The 15,976-nt window shown below is 61.3% G+C and carries 13 protein-coding genes; 10 read left to right on the forward strand and 3 right to left on the reverse strand.

Annotation, left to right across the window (positions count from 1 at the left end):
* Window positions 1-182: 182 nt before the first annotated feature.
* Both JMY24_RS10875 and cydB read left to right on the forward strand, forming a co-directional pair.
* Window positions 183-1,634 (forward strand): cytochrome ubiquinol oxidase subunit I, encoded by a 1,452-nt coding sequence (locus tag JMY24_RS10875; protein ID WP_128596888.1) that lies wholly within the window; start codon window positions 183-185, stop codon window positions 1,632-1,634.
* Window positions 1,615-2,631 carry a cytochrome d ubiquinol oxidase subunit II gene (gene cydB / locus JMY24_RS10880; RefSeq protein WP_128596887.1) on the forward strand — a complete coding sequence of 339 codons (1,017 nt, stop codon included), beginning with the start codon at window positions 1,615-1,617 and terminating at the stop codon, window positions 2,629-2,631. The genes JMY24_RS10875 and cydB overlap by 20 nt, the downstream gene beginning before the upstream one ends.
* Window positions 2,632-2,941: 310 nt before the next feature.
* Here cydB and JMY24_RS10885 read toward each other — a convergent pair whose 3' ends face one another.
* Complete coding sequence (locus JMY24_RS10885) at window positions 2,942-5,590, reverse strand: glucose/quinate/shikimate family membrane-bound PQQ-dependent dehydrogenase (RefSeq protein ID WP_201702028.1); 2,649 nt, start codon at window positions 5,588-5,590, stop codon at window positions 2,942-2,944.
* A gap of 170 nt (window positions 5,591-5,760) precedes the next feature.
* Between JMY24_RS10885 and JMY24_RS10890 the strand changes: the two genes are divergently transcribed.
* The 4 genes from JMY24_RS10890 (at window position 5,761) to JMY24_RS10905 (ending at window position 7,633) form a co-directional block, all read left to right on the forward strand.
* A complete protein-coding gene (locus tag JMY24_RS10890; RefSeq protein ID WP_128595095.1) occupies window positions 5,761-6,168 on the forward strand; it encodes an NUDIX hydrolase in 408 nt (135 codons plus the stop codon).
* 71 nt (window positions 6,169-6,239) lie between these two features.
* Window positions 6,240-6,467 (forward strand): hypothetical protein, encoded by a 228-nt coding sequence (locus tag JMY24_RS10895; protein ID WP_128595094.1) that lies wholly within the window; start codon window positions 6,240-6,242, stop codon window positions 6,465-6,467.
* A gap of 48 nt (window positions 6,468-6,515) precedes the next feature.
* Window positions 6,516-7,043 carry a hypothetical protein gene (locus JMY24_RS10900; protein ID WP_128595093.1) on the forward strand — a complete coding sequence of 176 codons (528 nt, stop codon included), beginning with the start codon at window positions 6,516-6,518 and terminating at the stop codon, window positions 7,041-7,043.
* A gap of 77 nt (window positions 7,044-7,120) precedes the next feature.
* Entirely contained in the window at window positions 7,121-7,633 is a 513-nt protein-coding gene (locus JMY24_RS10905) for a hemerythrin domain-containing protein (protein WP_128586358.1), read from the forward strand.
* A gap of 132 nt (window positions 7,634-7,765) precedes the next feature.
* On the opposite strand, the gene JMY24_RS10910 is transcribed toward JMY24_RS10905, so the two are convergent.
* Window positions 7,766-8,266, reverse strand: a complete 501-nt coding sequence (locus tag JMY24_RS10910; RefSeq protein WP_128595092.1) for a YciE/YciF ferroxidase family protein — start codon at window positions 8,264-8,266, stop codon at window positions 7,766-7,768.
* A gap of 160 nt (window positions 8,267-8,426) precedes the next feature.
* Here JMY24_RS10910 and JMY24_RS10915 point away from each other — a divergent pair, with 160 nt between their 5' ends.
* The 3 genes from JMY24_RS10915 (at window position 8,427) to JMY24_RS10925 (ending at window position 11,407) form a co-directional block, all read left to right on the forward strand.
* A complete protein-coding gene (locus tag JMY24_RS10915; protein WP_128586356.1) occupies window positions 8,427-9,302 on the forward strand; it encodes a manganese catalase family protein in 876 nt (291 codons plus the stop codon).
* A 220-nt stretch (window positions 9,303-9,522) separates the two neighbouring features.
* Complete coding sequence (locus JMY24_RS10920) at window positions 9,523-10,395, forward strand: PIG-L deacetylase family protein (RefSeq protein WP_236597383.1); 873 nt, start codon at window positions 9,523-9,525, stop codon at window positions 10,393-10,395.
* 64 nt (window positions 10,396-10,459) lie between these two features.
* Complete coding sequence (locus tag JMY24_RS10925; protein WP_201702029.1) at window positions 10,460-11,407, forward strand: glycosyltransferase family 2 protein; 948 nt, start codon at window positions 10,460-10,462, stop codon at window positions 11,405-11,407.
* Between the two features lie 66 nt (window positions 11,408-11,473).
* On the opposite strand, the gene JMY24_RS10930 is transcribed toward JMY24_RS10925, so the two are convergent.
* Window positions 11,474-14,161 carry an ATP-binding cassette domain-containing protein gene (locus JMY24_RS10930; protein ID WP_128598592.1) on the reverse strand — a complete coding sequence of 896 codons (2,688 nt, stop codon included), beginning with the start codon at window positions 14,159-14,161 and terminating at the stop codon, window positions 11,474-11,476.
* Window positions 14,162-14,641: 480 nt separating this feature from the next.
* On the opposite strand from JMY24_RS10930, the gene JMY24_RS10935 reads away from it, so the two are divergent.
* Window positions 14,642-15,937, forward strand: coding sequence for a glycosyltransferase family 4 protein (locus tag JMY24_RS10935; protein ID WP_128598591.1), 1,296 nt, complete (start codon window positions 14,642-14,644; stop codon window positions 15,935-15,937).
* Window positions 15,938-15,976 lie beyond the last annotated feature (39 nt).

A 15,976-nucleotide genomic window follows, 5' to 3' on the forward strand; every position in this document is an offset into this window, starting at 1 on the left:
TACCTGTCGACGGAAAGAGCGCATGCTCCTGACAATAGGATTACGAGCCTTTCGTGGCGCCCACGCTCTGTCGGCGCGGCACGATCAGGCCACCCGTTTGCTCGGATGCAGAAGCACGTTGCAGCGCAAAAAATGCGGTTCCGTCCTTTAGTTCAGCCACGTTCATTACTCGAGGTACCGTAATGCCACCCCCGGCCGACGCTCTATTCCTTGCCCGAACGCAGTTCGGTTTCACCATCGCCTTTCACATCATTTTCCCGGCCATGTCCATCGGGCTTGCGAGCTATCTTGCAGTGCTGGAGGGCGCATGGCTGTTCACCGGCAAGCCGGTATACCTGGCCGTATTCCGCTACTGGCTGACGATTTTCGCGGTGGTATTCGGCGTTGGCGTGGTGTCGGGCCTTGTCATGTCGTATGAGTTCGGCACCAACTGGGCGGGCTTTGCCTATCGGGCAGGACCTGTCGTCGGCCCGCTTATGGGCTACGAGGTACTGACAGCGTTCTTTCTGGAATCCGGCTTTCTTGGCGTGATGCTGTTTGGCATGACCCGCGTCGGTCCCAAGCTGCATTTTCTCGCCACGGTGCTCGTTGGCATCGGCACTTTGATCAGCGCCTTCTGGATTCTGGCCGCCAATTCATGGATGCAAACGCCGCAAGGATTCGCGCTGGTCGACGGCCGCTTCTTTCCCACCGACTGGCTCAGCATCATCTTCAATCCGTCGTTTCCTTACCGGCTCGTGCATATGGTGCTCGCGGCTTATCTGAGCGTGGCGTTCATCGTCGGCGCGGTGGGCGCATGGCACTTGCTGCGCGATTCCCGCAACGAGCCGGCGCGCCTGATGGCTTCCATGGCGCTATGGATGGCGTGCATCGTCGCGCCGATCCAGATTCTCGCCGGCGACGCGCACGGCGTAAACACGCTGAAACATCAGCCCGCAAAAATCGCCGCACTCGAAGGCGACTGGGAGTCGAAACCAGGCCAGCCGCTGATTTTGTTCGGCATGCCAAATATGAAGACCGAAACGACCGACTACGCCGTCGAAATTCCGCACCTGGGCGCGCTGATTCTCACGCATACATGGAACGGCTCGATCAGAGGGCTCAAGGAATTCGCGCGAGAGGACCGCCCCTTTTCGCCGCTTATTTTCTGGACCTTTCGCATCATGGTGGGCCTTGGCGTGCTGATGGCGCTGACCGGTTTCGCGAGTCTGGCACTTCGGGCGCGTCATTCGCTCTATCGCGCGCGCTGGCTGCACAGGCTCATGGTTGCAATGGGACCTTCCGGTCTCATTGCGCTGCTATGCGGCTGGACCGTGACCGAGGTGGGCCGTCAACCCTACACCGTGTATGGCCACTTGCGCACTGCCGACAGCGTGTCGCCCATCGCCGCCCCAGGCGTCGCGACGTCGCTTGCGGCCTTTGGTGTGGTGTATCTGATCGTATTCGGCGCGGCGATGGTGTTTCTATTGCGGCTCATGGCGAGGCCGCCATCGCTCGCGACAGAAGGACCCGCGAAAGACAAGCCGCATCGCAGCGCGGGCATCACGCCCGGGCCGGCGCAACGGCAGCCCACTTCCGCCACCACAGGCAACAATTCCCCACGGGACGATCGTCATGACAGCCGCCACGATTGATCTGCCGCTCGTATGGGCGGGTATCCTCGCGTTCGCCGTGCTTGCCTACGTCCTGCTCGACGGGTTTGATCTCGGCGTGGGCATCCTGTTCGCCGTCGAGCGAAGCCGGGACGATCGCGACCTGATGGTGAACACCATCGCGCCCGTATGGGACGGCAATGAAACATGGCTCGTGCTCGGCGGCGGCGGACTTTTCGCCGTGTTTCCGCTCGCATATTCGATCATCCTGCCCGCGCTCTATCCGCCAATCATCGCAATGCTGCTCGCACTCGTGTTTCGCGGCGTGGCTTTCGAATTCCGTTTTCGCGCGACAGGTTCCGGCCGTGCGTGGTGGGATGTCGCTTTCTTCTCGGGTTCCACCATGGCCGCTCTGTGCCAGGGACTTGTGCTGGGCGGGCTGCTCCAGGGCATCCACGTCAAGGGAGTATCGTATTCCGGCGGCTGGTGGGACTGGCTTACCGGCTTCACCGTGCTGTGCGGCCTCGCCGTCGTCGTCGGCTATACATTGCTCGGATCATGCTGGCTGATCTGGCGCACCGAAGGGCCGCTGCACGAGCGCTGCCGGCGGTATGCGCGCACCACGGCAGTCGCGGTGCTTGCGCTGATCGTCGTGGTCACGCTGTGGACGCCGATGCTGCAAGGCTCGCTCGCTGCGCGCTGGTTCCGCTGGCCGGACATTGCGTTCACCGCCGCCGTGCCGGTATTGCTCATTCTTCTCGCGGCCGGCTTCTGGCGCAGCCTTTCGGCGCGGCGCCAGGCGCTGCCTTTGCTCTTCGCCTACGGCATTTTCATTCTTTGCTATGCGGGTCTTCTGATCAGTCTGTATCCGTATCTCGTGCCGCCCGCGATTTCTTTCCGCGATGCGGCCGCGCCCCGCGCAAGCCTGTTATTCCTTCTGGTGGGCGCCGTGATTACCGTTCCGATGATTCTCGGCTACACGGCTTATGCCTATTCGGTCTTCAAAGGCAAAATGCGTCCCGGCGAGGGATATCACTGACATGTGGCGACGATTCGCATGGTTTGTCGGCTTGTGGATGCTGGGCGTTGCAACGGTTGCCCTCGTGGCAGGCATATTGAAAGCTGTATTACATGCAGCTACGCATTGAGCGATCTTTGACGCCCTGCGCGCGTCACGCCGGCTGGAATGTTTGCGCACTGACGCGTAACGATTTCAACCGTGTGCACAATGACGTGCATCCGCTCACTTACCGCAGAAACTTGCGCGCCTGTTGCAAGCCCGCGGCGGGCCCGAACTGCAATGTTCCTGTTGGCACCCGCTCGCCCGCAATCCTGAGGAACGCTGTCCCTCAGGGTAGCGTGTACGCGATCACATAATCGCCTTGCTTCGTGCCAAGCGAGCCGTGACCGCCCGCGGTGACGAGTACATACTGCTTGCCGTTGCTGTCGGCGTAGGTCATTGGGGTTGCCTGCCCGCCTGCCGGCAAGCGGGCCTGCCACAACCGGTCGCCGTTACGTACATCGTAAGCGCGCAGATAGTAGTCGAGCGTACCGGAGAGGAACGCCACGCCGCCGGCAGTCGTGATCATCCCGCCGAGACTCGGCACGCCGAGCGGCATGGGAATGGGCAACGGCGCGCTGTCGCGGATCGTGCCGTTCTTGTGTTCCCACACAATGTGGTTCGTGCGCAGATCGACGCCCGCCACGTATCCCCAAGGCGGCGCCTGGCACGGAATGCCAAGCGGCGAGAGGAACGCATTCAGTTCGAAACCGTATGGCGTGCCGCGCGCGAGCTTGATGCCGCTTGTTTCACTGCCCTTCTTGTCCCCGCTCTCCGACGGAATCTGCGAGCGCGGTACCAGCTTTGAAGTGAAAGCCATGTAGCTCGGGTTCGCGATCAGTATTTGCCGAACCGGGTCGACCGCAATGCCGCCCCAATCGAATACGCCGAAATTACCCGGAAATACGAGCGATCCCTGCTCCGACGGCGGCGTAAACATCCCGTCATATCGCAGCGATTTGAACTTGACGCGGCACCACAGCTGATCGAAAGGATTGGTGCCCCACATGTCGCGCTCGCGTACATTCGGCGGCTTGAAGTTGAGTGCGGAAAACGGTTGCGTAGGCGACGTGTGATCGCCGGTTCCCGCGCCCTGCGGCACCGGTTCTTCCGTGATCGGCACGATCGGCTTGCCAGTCTCGCGATTCAGCACGTACAGACTGCCCTGTTTCGTCGATGCGATCAGCGCTGGCTGCACGCCGCTGGGTGTCTGCAGATCGATCAGCGAAGGCTGACCGCCTACGTCCATATCCCACAGGTCGTGGTGAGTGAATTGGTAATTCCAGCGCATCTTGCCGGTTGCGAGATCCAGTGCAACGACGCCCGCCGCGACCTTCTCCGAAGCCGGCGTGCGCACGCCGCCCCACTGGTCGGGTGTTTGATTGCCGAGCGGCAAATACACCATGCCGAGCTTTTCATCCACGCTGAACACCGACCACATGTTCGGCGAATTGCGAACGTAGGTCTGGTTGCCGGTAATCGGCTGCGTCTCGTCTGGATTGCCCGCATCCCAGTTCCACACCAGATGACCGTCGTGCACGTCGAACGCGCGCGTGACGCCCGAGGGCTCGTTGGTCGATTCGTTATCGGAGACGTGACCGCTGATAATGACCAGATCGCGAGTCACTGCGGGCGGCGACGTCGAGTAATAACCGCCCGGCGTGAAAGGACCGATATTCGTGCGCAGGTCGATTTGACCGTTATTGCCGAAGTGCGTGCACGGCTGGCCTGTATCGGCATTGAGCGCGATCAGACGCGCGTCGGCGGTTGGCAGGAAGATGCGGCGCGGGCATTCGGCGCTCACCGCTGCGGTGGCCGTCTGCTGGGCGGCCGCCGACGAATCGCTGGCGGCCGTGACCGCGGATGCCGATTGCGCCGCGCCGGGCGCTGCGGAAGCGCCGTTGGCCACGTCGGTACTTGCCGATGCGGCATCCGCCGCAGGCGCCGAAGCCGATGCCTGGGTATTCGAAGCGGCAGCGCCGGACCCTGCGCTCGCACTCGCATCCGTGCTTGCAGCCGCGCTTGCAGTCGGAGCCGAGGCCGCCGTCGCGTTATCCGTCGCCGCTACCGCGGCATTTGCCGGATACAGGGCGTCGTCGTGATAGGACACGCCGCGGCAAGTCATATGCTCCCAGTGCTTGAAGCCAACGGGGCTCTGAATATGCGGATCGTATCTCCAGAGCTCCTTGCCCGACGCCGGATCGAGTGCGATCACGATGCTGTGCGGCGTGCAAAGGAAAAGCTTGTTGCCGACCTTGATCGGCGTGTTCTCATCGGTGGTTTCAGTGGGGTCGCCGGGGCCCGGCTTGTCGCCTGTTTCAAATTGCCAGGCCACTTTCAATTGCCCCGCATTGTCCGGCGTGATCTGTGTGAGCGGCGAATAGCGCTGACCGAACGGTGAGCCGCCGTAGTCGGTCCAGTCGCCCGCCTGCCGGTTCGCGTCGCCGGCAATCGGTGTAGAAGGCGTAGCCGCAGTCGAGGCCAGCGTGCCCGCGCGATCATATGGATGATTGAACGCTGTGACGAGGCCCAGTAGTACGGTCAACACCACGGCGGCAGTCAACGGCACCACGCCCTCGCGATGCGCGGCCGGTGGCCCGAACACCAGTTTGCGCGTGACGGGCGGCAGCAATAGCCACAAAGCAAGCACAAGCCACACCCAGAGGCGCGGTAGCAATTGCCAGAAGTCGAAGCGCGCTTCCACCACGGCCCAGATCGTCGAACCGAACAGGATCAGCGCGAACAACCATAGAGCCGAACGTCGGCGAATGCTGAGCAGCACACCGGTCAGCGCAATTGCGATCCCCGTCACCACGTAATACCACGAACCACCCAGCGAAACGAGCCGGGCTCCACCCGCGGCTAGCGCCAAGCCGATAACGATGAAGACGACAGCGGGAACCGCAAGTGCGGGAGGAAACCGATGCGGCTTCGACATATTCACCACCTCTACAGACAAAGATTCGGACTGGATTACATACGGAAAGCCAGCAGCTAAGCCAAAGGCGCCGTTGTGCAAGTAGCATTTACGGTTCCCGGTCGACTCATCGGCAAGGCATGCAACATGCGACGTGCGCGAGACGTCGCCCTGAATTTTCCTGACACGCCATGAAGCATCGAGCCACCGTCCTTTGCCTGCGCGCTAATCGCATCCTGCTCGTCGCTCGATCCAACGGTCGATGGGCGCTGCCCGGCGGTCGATGCAAGGCCGGCGAGCCCGTGTCCGCCGCGGCCGCTCGTGAGCTTCTTGAAGAAACTCGAATGACCGACATCGCGCTTCGGTACATTTTCGAGTTCTGGGGCATTCGCACCCGCCACTATGTATTTGCCGCGCATATTCCCGACGATGTCGAGCCGATCCCGGACAATGAGATCAGCCGATGCCGATGGGTCAGCGTGACAGACATCCATTCGGCATGGGTCAGCGTGTCGACTCGCGGCATCGTTCAGATATTGCTCGAAGAAAGCAGTCCGGTCGGGCCCGCGCGCAGGTCAAGTCCATTGCGGGTGTTTTGAGCGCACCGGAACGCGTGGCACGAGCGTTGCATGACGACGCTTGTCGCTGACTCACCCTATGGAGTTTCACTATGGCAGGAGATAACTCGTTCAAGCCCGGCGAAATCGTCAAGACGTCCGGCATCTATTCAGTCGTTCACGAGGACGGCAAAAACACTTTCGAAGTAACGTGCGTGGAGGGAGAGCATTTCCCACCGACGCGCAGCGGTAAAGGCGCGCACTTTGAACTCAAATACGCGGCCACGCATGCCCATCGGCACGGCGAGTTGAAGGGCAGCGAAGCGAGGCAAAACGTCTGACCGACGGAAACTCGCCGAACCAGCGCGCCCGGCGAGGAGGTGAAAACAATGCCCAAAACTTCCGCAACGCCGTTCGCTCTCGCCGAGCGCGTAATCATCAGTCTGTATGACGGCGGCGTGCTGTCGCCCGCTGTCCTCGAACGGCTTCTGGCAGCTTTCGCGCAAGAGAAGGCCGACTGGGACACGGAACCGGCTCAACGCACCGTCGACGGACGCTCACTTCACGAAGTTGTCGTTCTCACCATGCTGCCTGGCGAATCGTTACGCTCGGCGCGCAAATCATTCATGTCAGTAGTCGAGCACATTGCCAACGCATCGCGAACAAAAAAGAAAGCGCCCGGGTCGAGCAAAGCCGAGGAAGCCGAAGATGTAGACGAACCCGCGGAAGAAGAATCCGCAGCCGAAGATGAAGATAGCCAGGAGCTGGCAAAGCAATTGTCCGGCAGTGCTCGCCCTGCGCGGCGCGGCCGTGCCGCGAAAACCAAAGACTCCGAACCACCCACGCGGCAACCGGCCGGGACCGCAGCATTCAATCCGCTTCTGAACGCTGCGGCACCGCGCAAGAGTAAAAGCTAGGCTGCAACGGATAGGCACAGTGCTTGCGGTACTCCGTCCAAACCTGCCGCCAAGCGGCGTTCAACATGGAGAGCGACATGCCAGAAAAACAACCGAACCCCAACACAGACGATGCACTCGAACTACTGATCGCAGATCATCGCGCGGTCGAACGGCTATTCACCGCGTTCAAAGAAGCCAAAGAAGACGACCTGGAAGCCAAAGCCACGTTGGCACAACGTGCGTGCGAAGAGCTCACCATTCACACCATCATCGAAGAAGAACTTCTTTACCCGGCTGCGGCTGAAGCACTGCCGTCAGGCGATGTGGTCGACGTGGAAGAAGCGTACGTCGAACACTTTCTCGTGAAGACGCTAATCAGCAAATTCGAAACGCTTAAGGCGGGGGATAAAGGCTTCGACGCGACTTTCAAGGTGATGAGCGAAATGGTTCAACATCACGTGGAAGAAGAAGAGAACGAGCTGTTTCCGGAATTGCGAAAGGCCAACCTCAACGTGAAGGGACTCGGTCAGAAGATCGCGCAGCGCAAGATGGAACTGCAGGGCAAGCTCGACGCAGTCGGCAGCCGTGCCGTGGGCGACAGAACCTGACGCGTGAAGTTGGTGCGGGCTAATGCAGCGCGCGTGGCCCGCAAAAAAATCCCGCCCTGAACGGGCGGGATCACGACATCAACACCGCTGCATCAGTCCCGCTTCGTTGTTCACTCGGCGGGACTTTCCCACTTACTTCTGCTGCTTCGCCTTTTCGTTGCCGGCTCGCTCGGCGAATTCGGACAGCTTCAAATCCGTTGCCTTTTCTTCTTCCAGCGTTTCCTTCAGCAGATTGACGGCTTCAGTGAAGCCCAACTGCTTGCCGATCGCACAGAGGCTGCCATACGCGGCGATTTCGTAGTGCTCCACCTTTTGCGCGGCGGCGACCAGACCTGCATCGAGCACTGCGCCTTTTTCGATTTCGTCGATCAGCTCCTGCCCTTCCTCGATCAAGCCTTCCATCGCGACGCACTTCATTCTTTTCAACTTCACGCCACTCGTTTCTACAACCTTATCGATTCTTTCCACCTGTCCTTGCGTTTCCTCCAGATGCATCTTGAACGCCTCGCTCAATTGCGGATCGGACGCAGCACGCGAGAGTTTCGCCAATGCTTTGGTCAACTGCTTCTCGGCGCTGTAGATATCCGACAGCATGTGAACGAACAGATCGTCGATGGTCTTCCGCTGTGTCATATGCAACTCCCAAGATAAGTGGTTAGGAGCCCTGCGATCCGCAACGGGTGTGCCAGGCCATCGACACGCGCACCACGCCCGTTGAACCGGCTCGGGTATGCGGCATGCGCAGGCAAGCGTGCAGTCCATAGTTTCCTAACCATACTCAACGGAGAAGCCAATGTTCGTTCACAACAAGCGACTTCAATATACGGTGCGTGTAGCCGCCCCTAATCCGGGGCTCGCCAACCTGATGCTCGAGCAATTCGGCGGGCCTCAAGGCGAACTGGCAGCCGCGTGCCGGTATTTCACTCAGGCCGTCGCAGAAGACGACCCGGGTCGCAAGGATTTGCTGTTCGACATCGCTACTGAAGAACTGAGTCACCTTGAAGTAATCGGCTCCATCGTCGCTATGTTGAACAAGGGTGCGAAGGGCCAGCTCGCCGAAGGTGTCGAGCAGGAGGCGGAGCTGTATCGCTCATTGACGGGCGGCGGCAACGACTCGCACACAACGGCGCTGCTGTATGGCGGCGGGCCTGCGCTCACGAACTCTGCGGGCGTACCGTGGACGGCTGCGTATATCGACACGATTGGCGAACCGACCGCCGACCTGCGTTCGAACATCGCTGCTGAAGCGCGCGCAAAGATCGTCTATGAGCGACTGCTGAACCTCACGGACGACCCAGGCATCAAGGAAGCACTCGGTTTTCTGATGACGCGCGAGATCGCTCACCAGAAGTCTTTCGAGAAAGCGCTGCACTCGATCCAGCCGAACTTCCCGCAAGGCAAACTGCCGGGCGTTCCGGAATTTACAAACGTGTACTACAACATGTCGGCGGGTGAAGGCGACGCACGCGGTCCGTGGAACGAGGGCCCGGAATGGGAATTCGTCGAAACGCCGCAGCCGGCAGTGGATGGCGGTGACGGTCTGCCATCCGTCAACGTGACGCAAGCGGATGTGGAAGTGCTAGGCGCGCTGGCCGCGCGGACCGCATCGGATACGGCAACGGATCCGGTAACGGGCGCCGATCTTGGATCGGGTAAGCAGCCGGGCTAAGCGTGTATTCACGGCGGGCTGTCCCGCCGTCGATAACGGCGCGGCATTCGATACCATGTTTGCTGCCGCCGGAGTTGCGTGTCAGTAGAAAAATGCCGCGAAGCGCACTGCGCTTCGCGGCATTCGAACATCGGTGCTAGGCTCGTTGAAAAATCAGCGGTGACCGCATCCGCGTTACCTCGCGGTCGCAATGTGCGTATTCACCTTGACGGGCGGCCGGTTGTCGAAAGGAGGTTGCAGAACGAAACTGCTGATCACGCTCATCCGAAAACAATACGGCTATGGCTTCACAAAGCCCATTCTGTTTAGCCCTCGGCCATGCGTTCGCGCGCCAGGCCCGCTGTTTGCAAGCCAGCGTGTTCCAGTTGCCATTCAAAAACAACTCCATCACAAAATGATGCAATCGCGCGCCCGTCTGCTCGTCGTTTCTCCGCATCTCGACGATGCCGTTTTCAGTTGCGGGCTGTTGCTCGCAGCTAACCCATCCGCCACTGTCTGCACGGTGTTCACCGCGCCACCATCGGAGAACATGTCCACTGATTGGGATCGTCAATCCGGTTTTACGGACGCGTTCCAGGCAATGCACGCCCGCAAGCAGGAGGACATTCGGGCGCTGGAAAAGCTCGGCGCGCAGGCGATACACTTGCCCTTCTGCGACGCGCAATATCTTCTGACTCCGAGTCCCGACGATTTGACAGAAGCGCTTCACCGCACGCTCAACGAACACAGTCCTGACAACGTGCTCTTCCCACTCGGCCTCTTCCATTCCGACCACACTCTAGTGTCGAACGCATGCCTCGCACTCATCGCCGATATGCCCGCCACGGTATTTCACGCTTATGAAGATGTGCCATATAGACAGATGCGAGAAGCCGTTTCGAACCGCATTGAAGAACTGACCAAAAAACACGGCTACGCGTTGACCCACGCCACTGACGCGGCAGTCTCGGTCAATGAATCCAACGCGCATGAGCAAACCAAGCGAGAAGCTATCGCCGCATACGTGAGCCAGTTGCGCGCGTTCGGCCCGCAGGGGCAAAGCACGCTTTATTCGACCGAAAAGTACTGGCGGCTGCAAAGCGCCTCAAGCTAGTTGAAAGCGGACGGCACATGGTTTGCTTGACCGGGGCATCGCCTCGTCAAGAATAAAGAACCGCATGGAAAAAAAATCGCTTTCCCGGCGCATTTCGGTCGTCGTTCTGACACACAACCGCGCCGATGAGCTTGTGGCCACCCTCGAGCGCCTACTCGCCCTTCCGGAAAACCCGCCCATTTTTGTCGCGGACAACGGCTCAAGCGATAACACCGTCTCGCTCGTGAAGGCGCTGTTTCCGACTGTATGCATCGTCGAATGCGGGGCGAATCTCGGCGCGGCCGGGCGTAATCGAGCCGCTTCCTATGTGGGCACCGACTACGTGGCCTTCTGCGACGACGACACATGGTGGGAGCCAGGCTCCCTCGATCGCGCAGTGCAACTGCTCGATGCGTGGCCGAACGCAGGCGTACTGAGCGCGCGCGTGGTGGTGGGCGAAGATAACGTCACAGACCCGACCTGTACGGTGATGCGCGCAAGCCCGCTCGGCAGCGACGGGCTGCCAGGCCCCGCGTTGATCGGCTATATGGCAGGCGCATGTGTGTTCCGCACGTCGCTGTTTCGTCAACTGGGCGGCTACGAGCCGCGCCTTTTCATCGGCGGAGAAGAAGAACTGGTCGCGCTGGACGTGCTCGCAACCGGGCACTCGATTGTCTATTGCGATCAGTTGACCGTACATCATCATCCGTCGCCGTCACGCGATAGCGGCTTGCGGCGCCGCACGCTCGCGCGCAACGCGGCGTGGATCGCGTGGCTGCGCCTGCCTTGGTCCGAAGCGAGCCGCGCAACCATGCATGCGCTCGCGACGTTCTCACGTGAAGGCACGCTCGCGCGCGACGGCGTTCCGCTGGTGCGCGGGCTCGCATGGGCATTGAGACGCCGCAAGCTAGTGCCGTCTCAGGTGCTGAGCCTGCGCGAACGGGTACGCACGGGCGAGCGTCAAATGGCAGCCCCGGCGCCGGCCACCGCCCGCGCGAAGCCAACGGTAACCAAGGTCGACGCGCGCACCTGAGCCGTCGAGCGTCGAGCGTCGGGAGGCACACGCGCGCGCGGCGAACGCGCACTGCCTCTACCTTTTCTATGCGCCCGTACGTGCGGAAGCCATGGCGAGGTTGCGAATTTCGCCTATCAGTTTTTCCGGCGCAACCGGCTTTGTCAGATGCGCCTGGAAACCGGCCATCTTCGCTCTCATACGGTCTTCGCCCTGAGCGTAGCCAGTTATTGCAATCGCCGGCACGCGGTCCTGCAGCGGCAGTTGCCGATCGGCTTCGAGGCGTCGCAAACGGCGCAGCACGTCGTAACCGTCTTCGTCAGCGAGCACGATGTCGCATAGCAACGCATGTGGCCATTGCGTGGTCGGTGTCCCCGCGAACCACTCCAGGGCCTCCTTGCCCGACGACGCGGTACGCACGCGCGCGCCGCTCGATGTAAGCACCGCTTCCAATGCGTCGAGCGCATCTTCCTGGTCGTCGATGGCCATGACAAAGAGACCTTCTAGCGGCGCCGCGCCGTCCACCTCCGATGTCAACGGCAACGCCGCCGAACCCGATCCGGAATCCGCGTCGGCCACCGGACGCAACGGCAGCATGGCCACATACGCGAGCCGGCCGTTGAGCGGCATCAGCGTGAAGTTGCCGCCCGCGGCAGCCAGCGCCTCCTCCATATAGCGCGCGGCCGCTTGCGACAGTTCAGCGGGCTTCTCGCCCATGCCGAGCACCGTGACCCACACCTGATTGTTATGCCGCTCGACGCGAAGCTCGATGCGCTGCCCCGGCCTCGCGTGCACGATCTCGTTGCGGCACAGCTCGGCGATCAGCGGTTGCAGCACGCTCGGGTCGCCGGTCACGCGCAGATCGTTGTCGCCGATCTGCGGGTACAGCGTCACCCGATGCGCGGCAATTTCGTCGTGCAACGCGTCGATTACGCCGGCCATTAGCGCCGCGAGGCTGACAGACTGCGCGGTGAGCTTGCGCTGCGCGTGCTCGAGTTCGCCCTGCTGCCATTGCAGGGACCACATCTTCGCGTACACGCCGTCACGCGTGAGCAACTCGCGGTGCGTGCCCTGCTCGACCACGCGGCCATGTTCCATCACCAGAATCCAGTCGGCGTCGACCACGGTCGATAGCCGGTGCGCAATCACGATCGACGTGCGGCCTTGCGCGAGCCGCGTCAACTCGGTCTGGATTGCGCGCTCCGAACGCGTGTCGAGCGCGGACGTTGCCTCGTCGAACACGATGATGCGCGGGTCCTTCAGAATGGCGCGCGCAATTGCAATGCGTTGGCGCTCGCCGCCCGAGAGCCGCACACCGCGCTCGCCGACGCGTGTGTCGTAATGATCGGGCAGACGTTCGATAAATTCATCGAGTTGCGCCGCGCGCGCCGCCCGCACCACGTCCGCGCGCGTTGCCGAAGGCCTACCATACGCGATGTTATAGGCAATGGTCTCGTTGAATAGCACGGTATCTTGCGGCACGATGCCGATTGCTTCGCGCAGGCTCTTTTGCGTGACCTGACCGATGTCCTGTCCGTCTATGAGGATCTTGCCGCTGTTTGGCTGATAAAGACGAAAGAGCAGCTTCACGAGTGTCGACTTGCCCGACCCGCTGCCGCCGACAATCGCCAGCGTCTTGCCCGGATAAGCATGAAAGTCCACGTCGCGCAGAATCTGCCGGGCAGGGTCGTAGCCGAAGTCCACGTGCTCGAACGAGATCTGCCCTGCGCTGACTACCAACGGTTTCGCGGCCGGCTCGTCGATATCTTCGCCAACGCGCCCACGCGCGGCGAGTATTTCGAACATGCGCTCGACGTTGACCATCGCGTCGTTGGTCTCACGAAATACGAAGCCGAGCGTATTCAACGGCATGCAAATCTGGATGATGTACGCATTCACCAGAATCAGATCGCCGACGCTCATGCTTCCGGCCACGACGTGCTGCGCCGCGAGCAGCATGATCGCGCCAATGCCGAACGCGATCACCGCGCTCTGCCCCACGTGCAGCGCGGTCAACGCGCGCTGATTCGCGGTTCTGGCGTGCACCCACTTGTCGAGCACGACCGACAGCCGGCGCGTTTCGGTATCTTCGGTGGCGAAGTATTTGACCGTGTCGTAGTTGAGAAGACTGTCGACGAGCCGGCCATCCGATTGCGCCTCCAGAGCATTCACCGCGCGCTGGAATGCAACGCGCCGACGCGTGAAGACAAACGTATACGCCGCATAGCAAAAGAAGGTTGCCGCAATCGCGATCATGAATTCGCGCGCGTAATTGTGAACCATGATTGCCACGATCGTCGCGATCTCGAACGCGGTCGGCACGATCGTAAATAGCGCGACGCCGAGCAGAAAGCCGATACCGTCGGCGCCCTTTTGCACGTCGCGCACTATTGCGCCGGTCTCGCGCTTCGTGTGAAAGCGCGCACTCATGCGATGCAGATGCGCGAAAGTCCGCTCGGTAAATGCGGCAACGGTGCGCTGCGTGACGATGCTGAATACCACGTCGCGCGCTTCGTTCAGCGCATCGCCGAGAAAACGCAGTAATGCATACGCCAACACGAGGAACACCGGGAACAGCGCCTGCGCGACCGGATGCCCCAGTTCGTCCACCACATGCTTGAGCACGAGCGGGATCAGAACGGTGGACATCTTCGCCGCCACCATTAGCAGCAAGGCAACGACGGTCTGGCTGCGATAACGCCAGACTGCTCGCATCAGGTCGGCGGCAATGCGGCGGGTCAACTGGGAACGGGGCAGCGTTGCGGAGTTCGGCATGGTGTCCTGAGAAGGCCGCTGCAGCGCGTGAACTGCAAGCCGGCATTAGATTCCACAAAGCGGATTCGCAAAGCGGCGCGACGAGAACATGCATAGCGGGCAGATGCGCCAAGGCCGGGATCGAGCAAATCGCGCGCCCGCCGCCGGACAAAACTTAGCATAGACGACACATCAGCGGCACGCGTTGCTAATAGCATCGCAAAGAAAAAAATTCGCCATTCGTCGGGCATTCTGATCGAACTTACATGGCAGCTTGTAGAAAAAGGGAACGCCACACCGTTTCCCAGCCCGATAAAAGGGAACGCTATAGCGCTTCTCCGCAGCCAACACCGCATTGCGCTTCTTGCGTCCCTTGTGGCGCATGGGCACAGCACATGCTCATGCCGGGTAACAGCGTGGTATTGCGTGAAATTGCATAAGAGTGCTCAGCAAAACGCGCCATGAACTCCCTGCCAATGCCTATCTCGCGAAGGAATGTCAATGAAGATCGCCCTCATCAGTGAGCACGCCTCGCCCCTCGCCATCGCCGGCGGCGTCGACAGCGGAGGACAAAACATCTACGTCGCGAATGTCGCGCGTGAACTGACCGAGATGGGCCATCAAGTGGACGTGTTCACGCGGCGCGACCGCGCGTTGCTGCCGCTCATATCCGACATGGAAGGCGTCCGCGTGATCCACGTTCCCGCAGGGCCGCCGATGCAGTTGCCGAAGGAACTGCTGCTGCCCTTCATGGATGAGTTCGCCGCGTTCCTGATCGAATTCTTCCGCCGCGAGAAAACCCCGTACGACGTGATGCACGCGAACTTCTTCATGTCGGGCCTAGCCGCAATGAAGGTCAAAGCGGCGCTCGGCGTGCCGCTCGTCACGACGTTTCATGCGCTCGGCCGTGTACGGCGGATTCATCAAGGCGCGAGCGACGGCTTTCCAGACGAGCGCTTTGCAATCGAGGACGATCTCGTCGCGCAGTCCGACGTCGTGGTCGCGGAATGCCCGCAGGACGAAGCAGACCTGATTGAGCATTACCAGGCCGACCCCGCCCGCATCGAGATCGTGCCGTGCGGTTTCGACGCCGACGAGTTTCATCCGATGGACCGCGCCGCCGCCCGTGACGCACTCGGCTGGCAGCAGAACCAGTTCACCGTGCTGCAACTCGGACGCCTCGTGCAGCGCAAGGGCATCGACAACGTGGTTCGCGGCGTCGGAGTTCTGAAGAAAGCCTTCAGGACCTCCGCCCAACTCTACGTGGTGGGCGGCAACTCGGACGCGCCGAACGAAAAGGCCACGCCGGAAATCGCGCGCCTTCGCGGCATTGCGCGTGAATGCGGCGTGGTTGAACAGACGAATTTCGTGGGACGGCGCGGGCGCGCGCAATTGCGCTACTACTACAGCGCCGCGGACGTGTTCGTGACGACGCCGTGGTACGAGCCGTTCGGTATCACACCGGTCGAGGCGATGGCATGCGGCACGCCGGTGATCGGCGCCGATGTCGGCGGTATCCGCTATTCGGTGGCGGACGGCATCACCGGCTTTCTCGTGCCGCCGCGCGATCCGGCCGCGCTCGCCGCGCGCCTGAACCAGTTGCGGCGCGATCCCGCGCTCGCACGCAGGATGGGCGAAGCAGGCGTCGAACGTGCGCGCAAGGAATTCACATGGCGCGGCGTGGGCGAATCGCTCGCGCAAATCTATATGCGCACCGCGCGGCTCGTGCCCGCCAAAGCCGCGGAAGATCGCGTGGAAGTTCCGCTGCGAGCAGCGGCCGGCGCATCGTTCCGTTAGGCGCCACGCAGCATTGCAGCGCTGATAGCGCAGCCAGTT

The sequence above is a fragment of the Paraburkholderia kirstenboschensis genome, from assembly GCF_904848585.1.
GTDB lineage: Bacteria > Pseudomonadota > Gammaproteobacteria > Burkholderiales > Burkholderiaceae > Paraburkholderia > Paraburkholderia kirstenboschensis.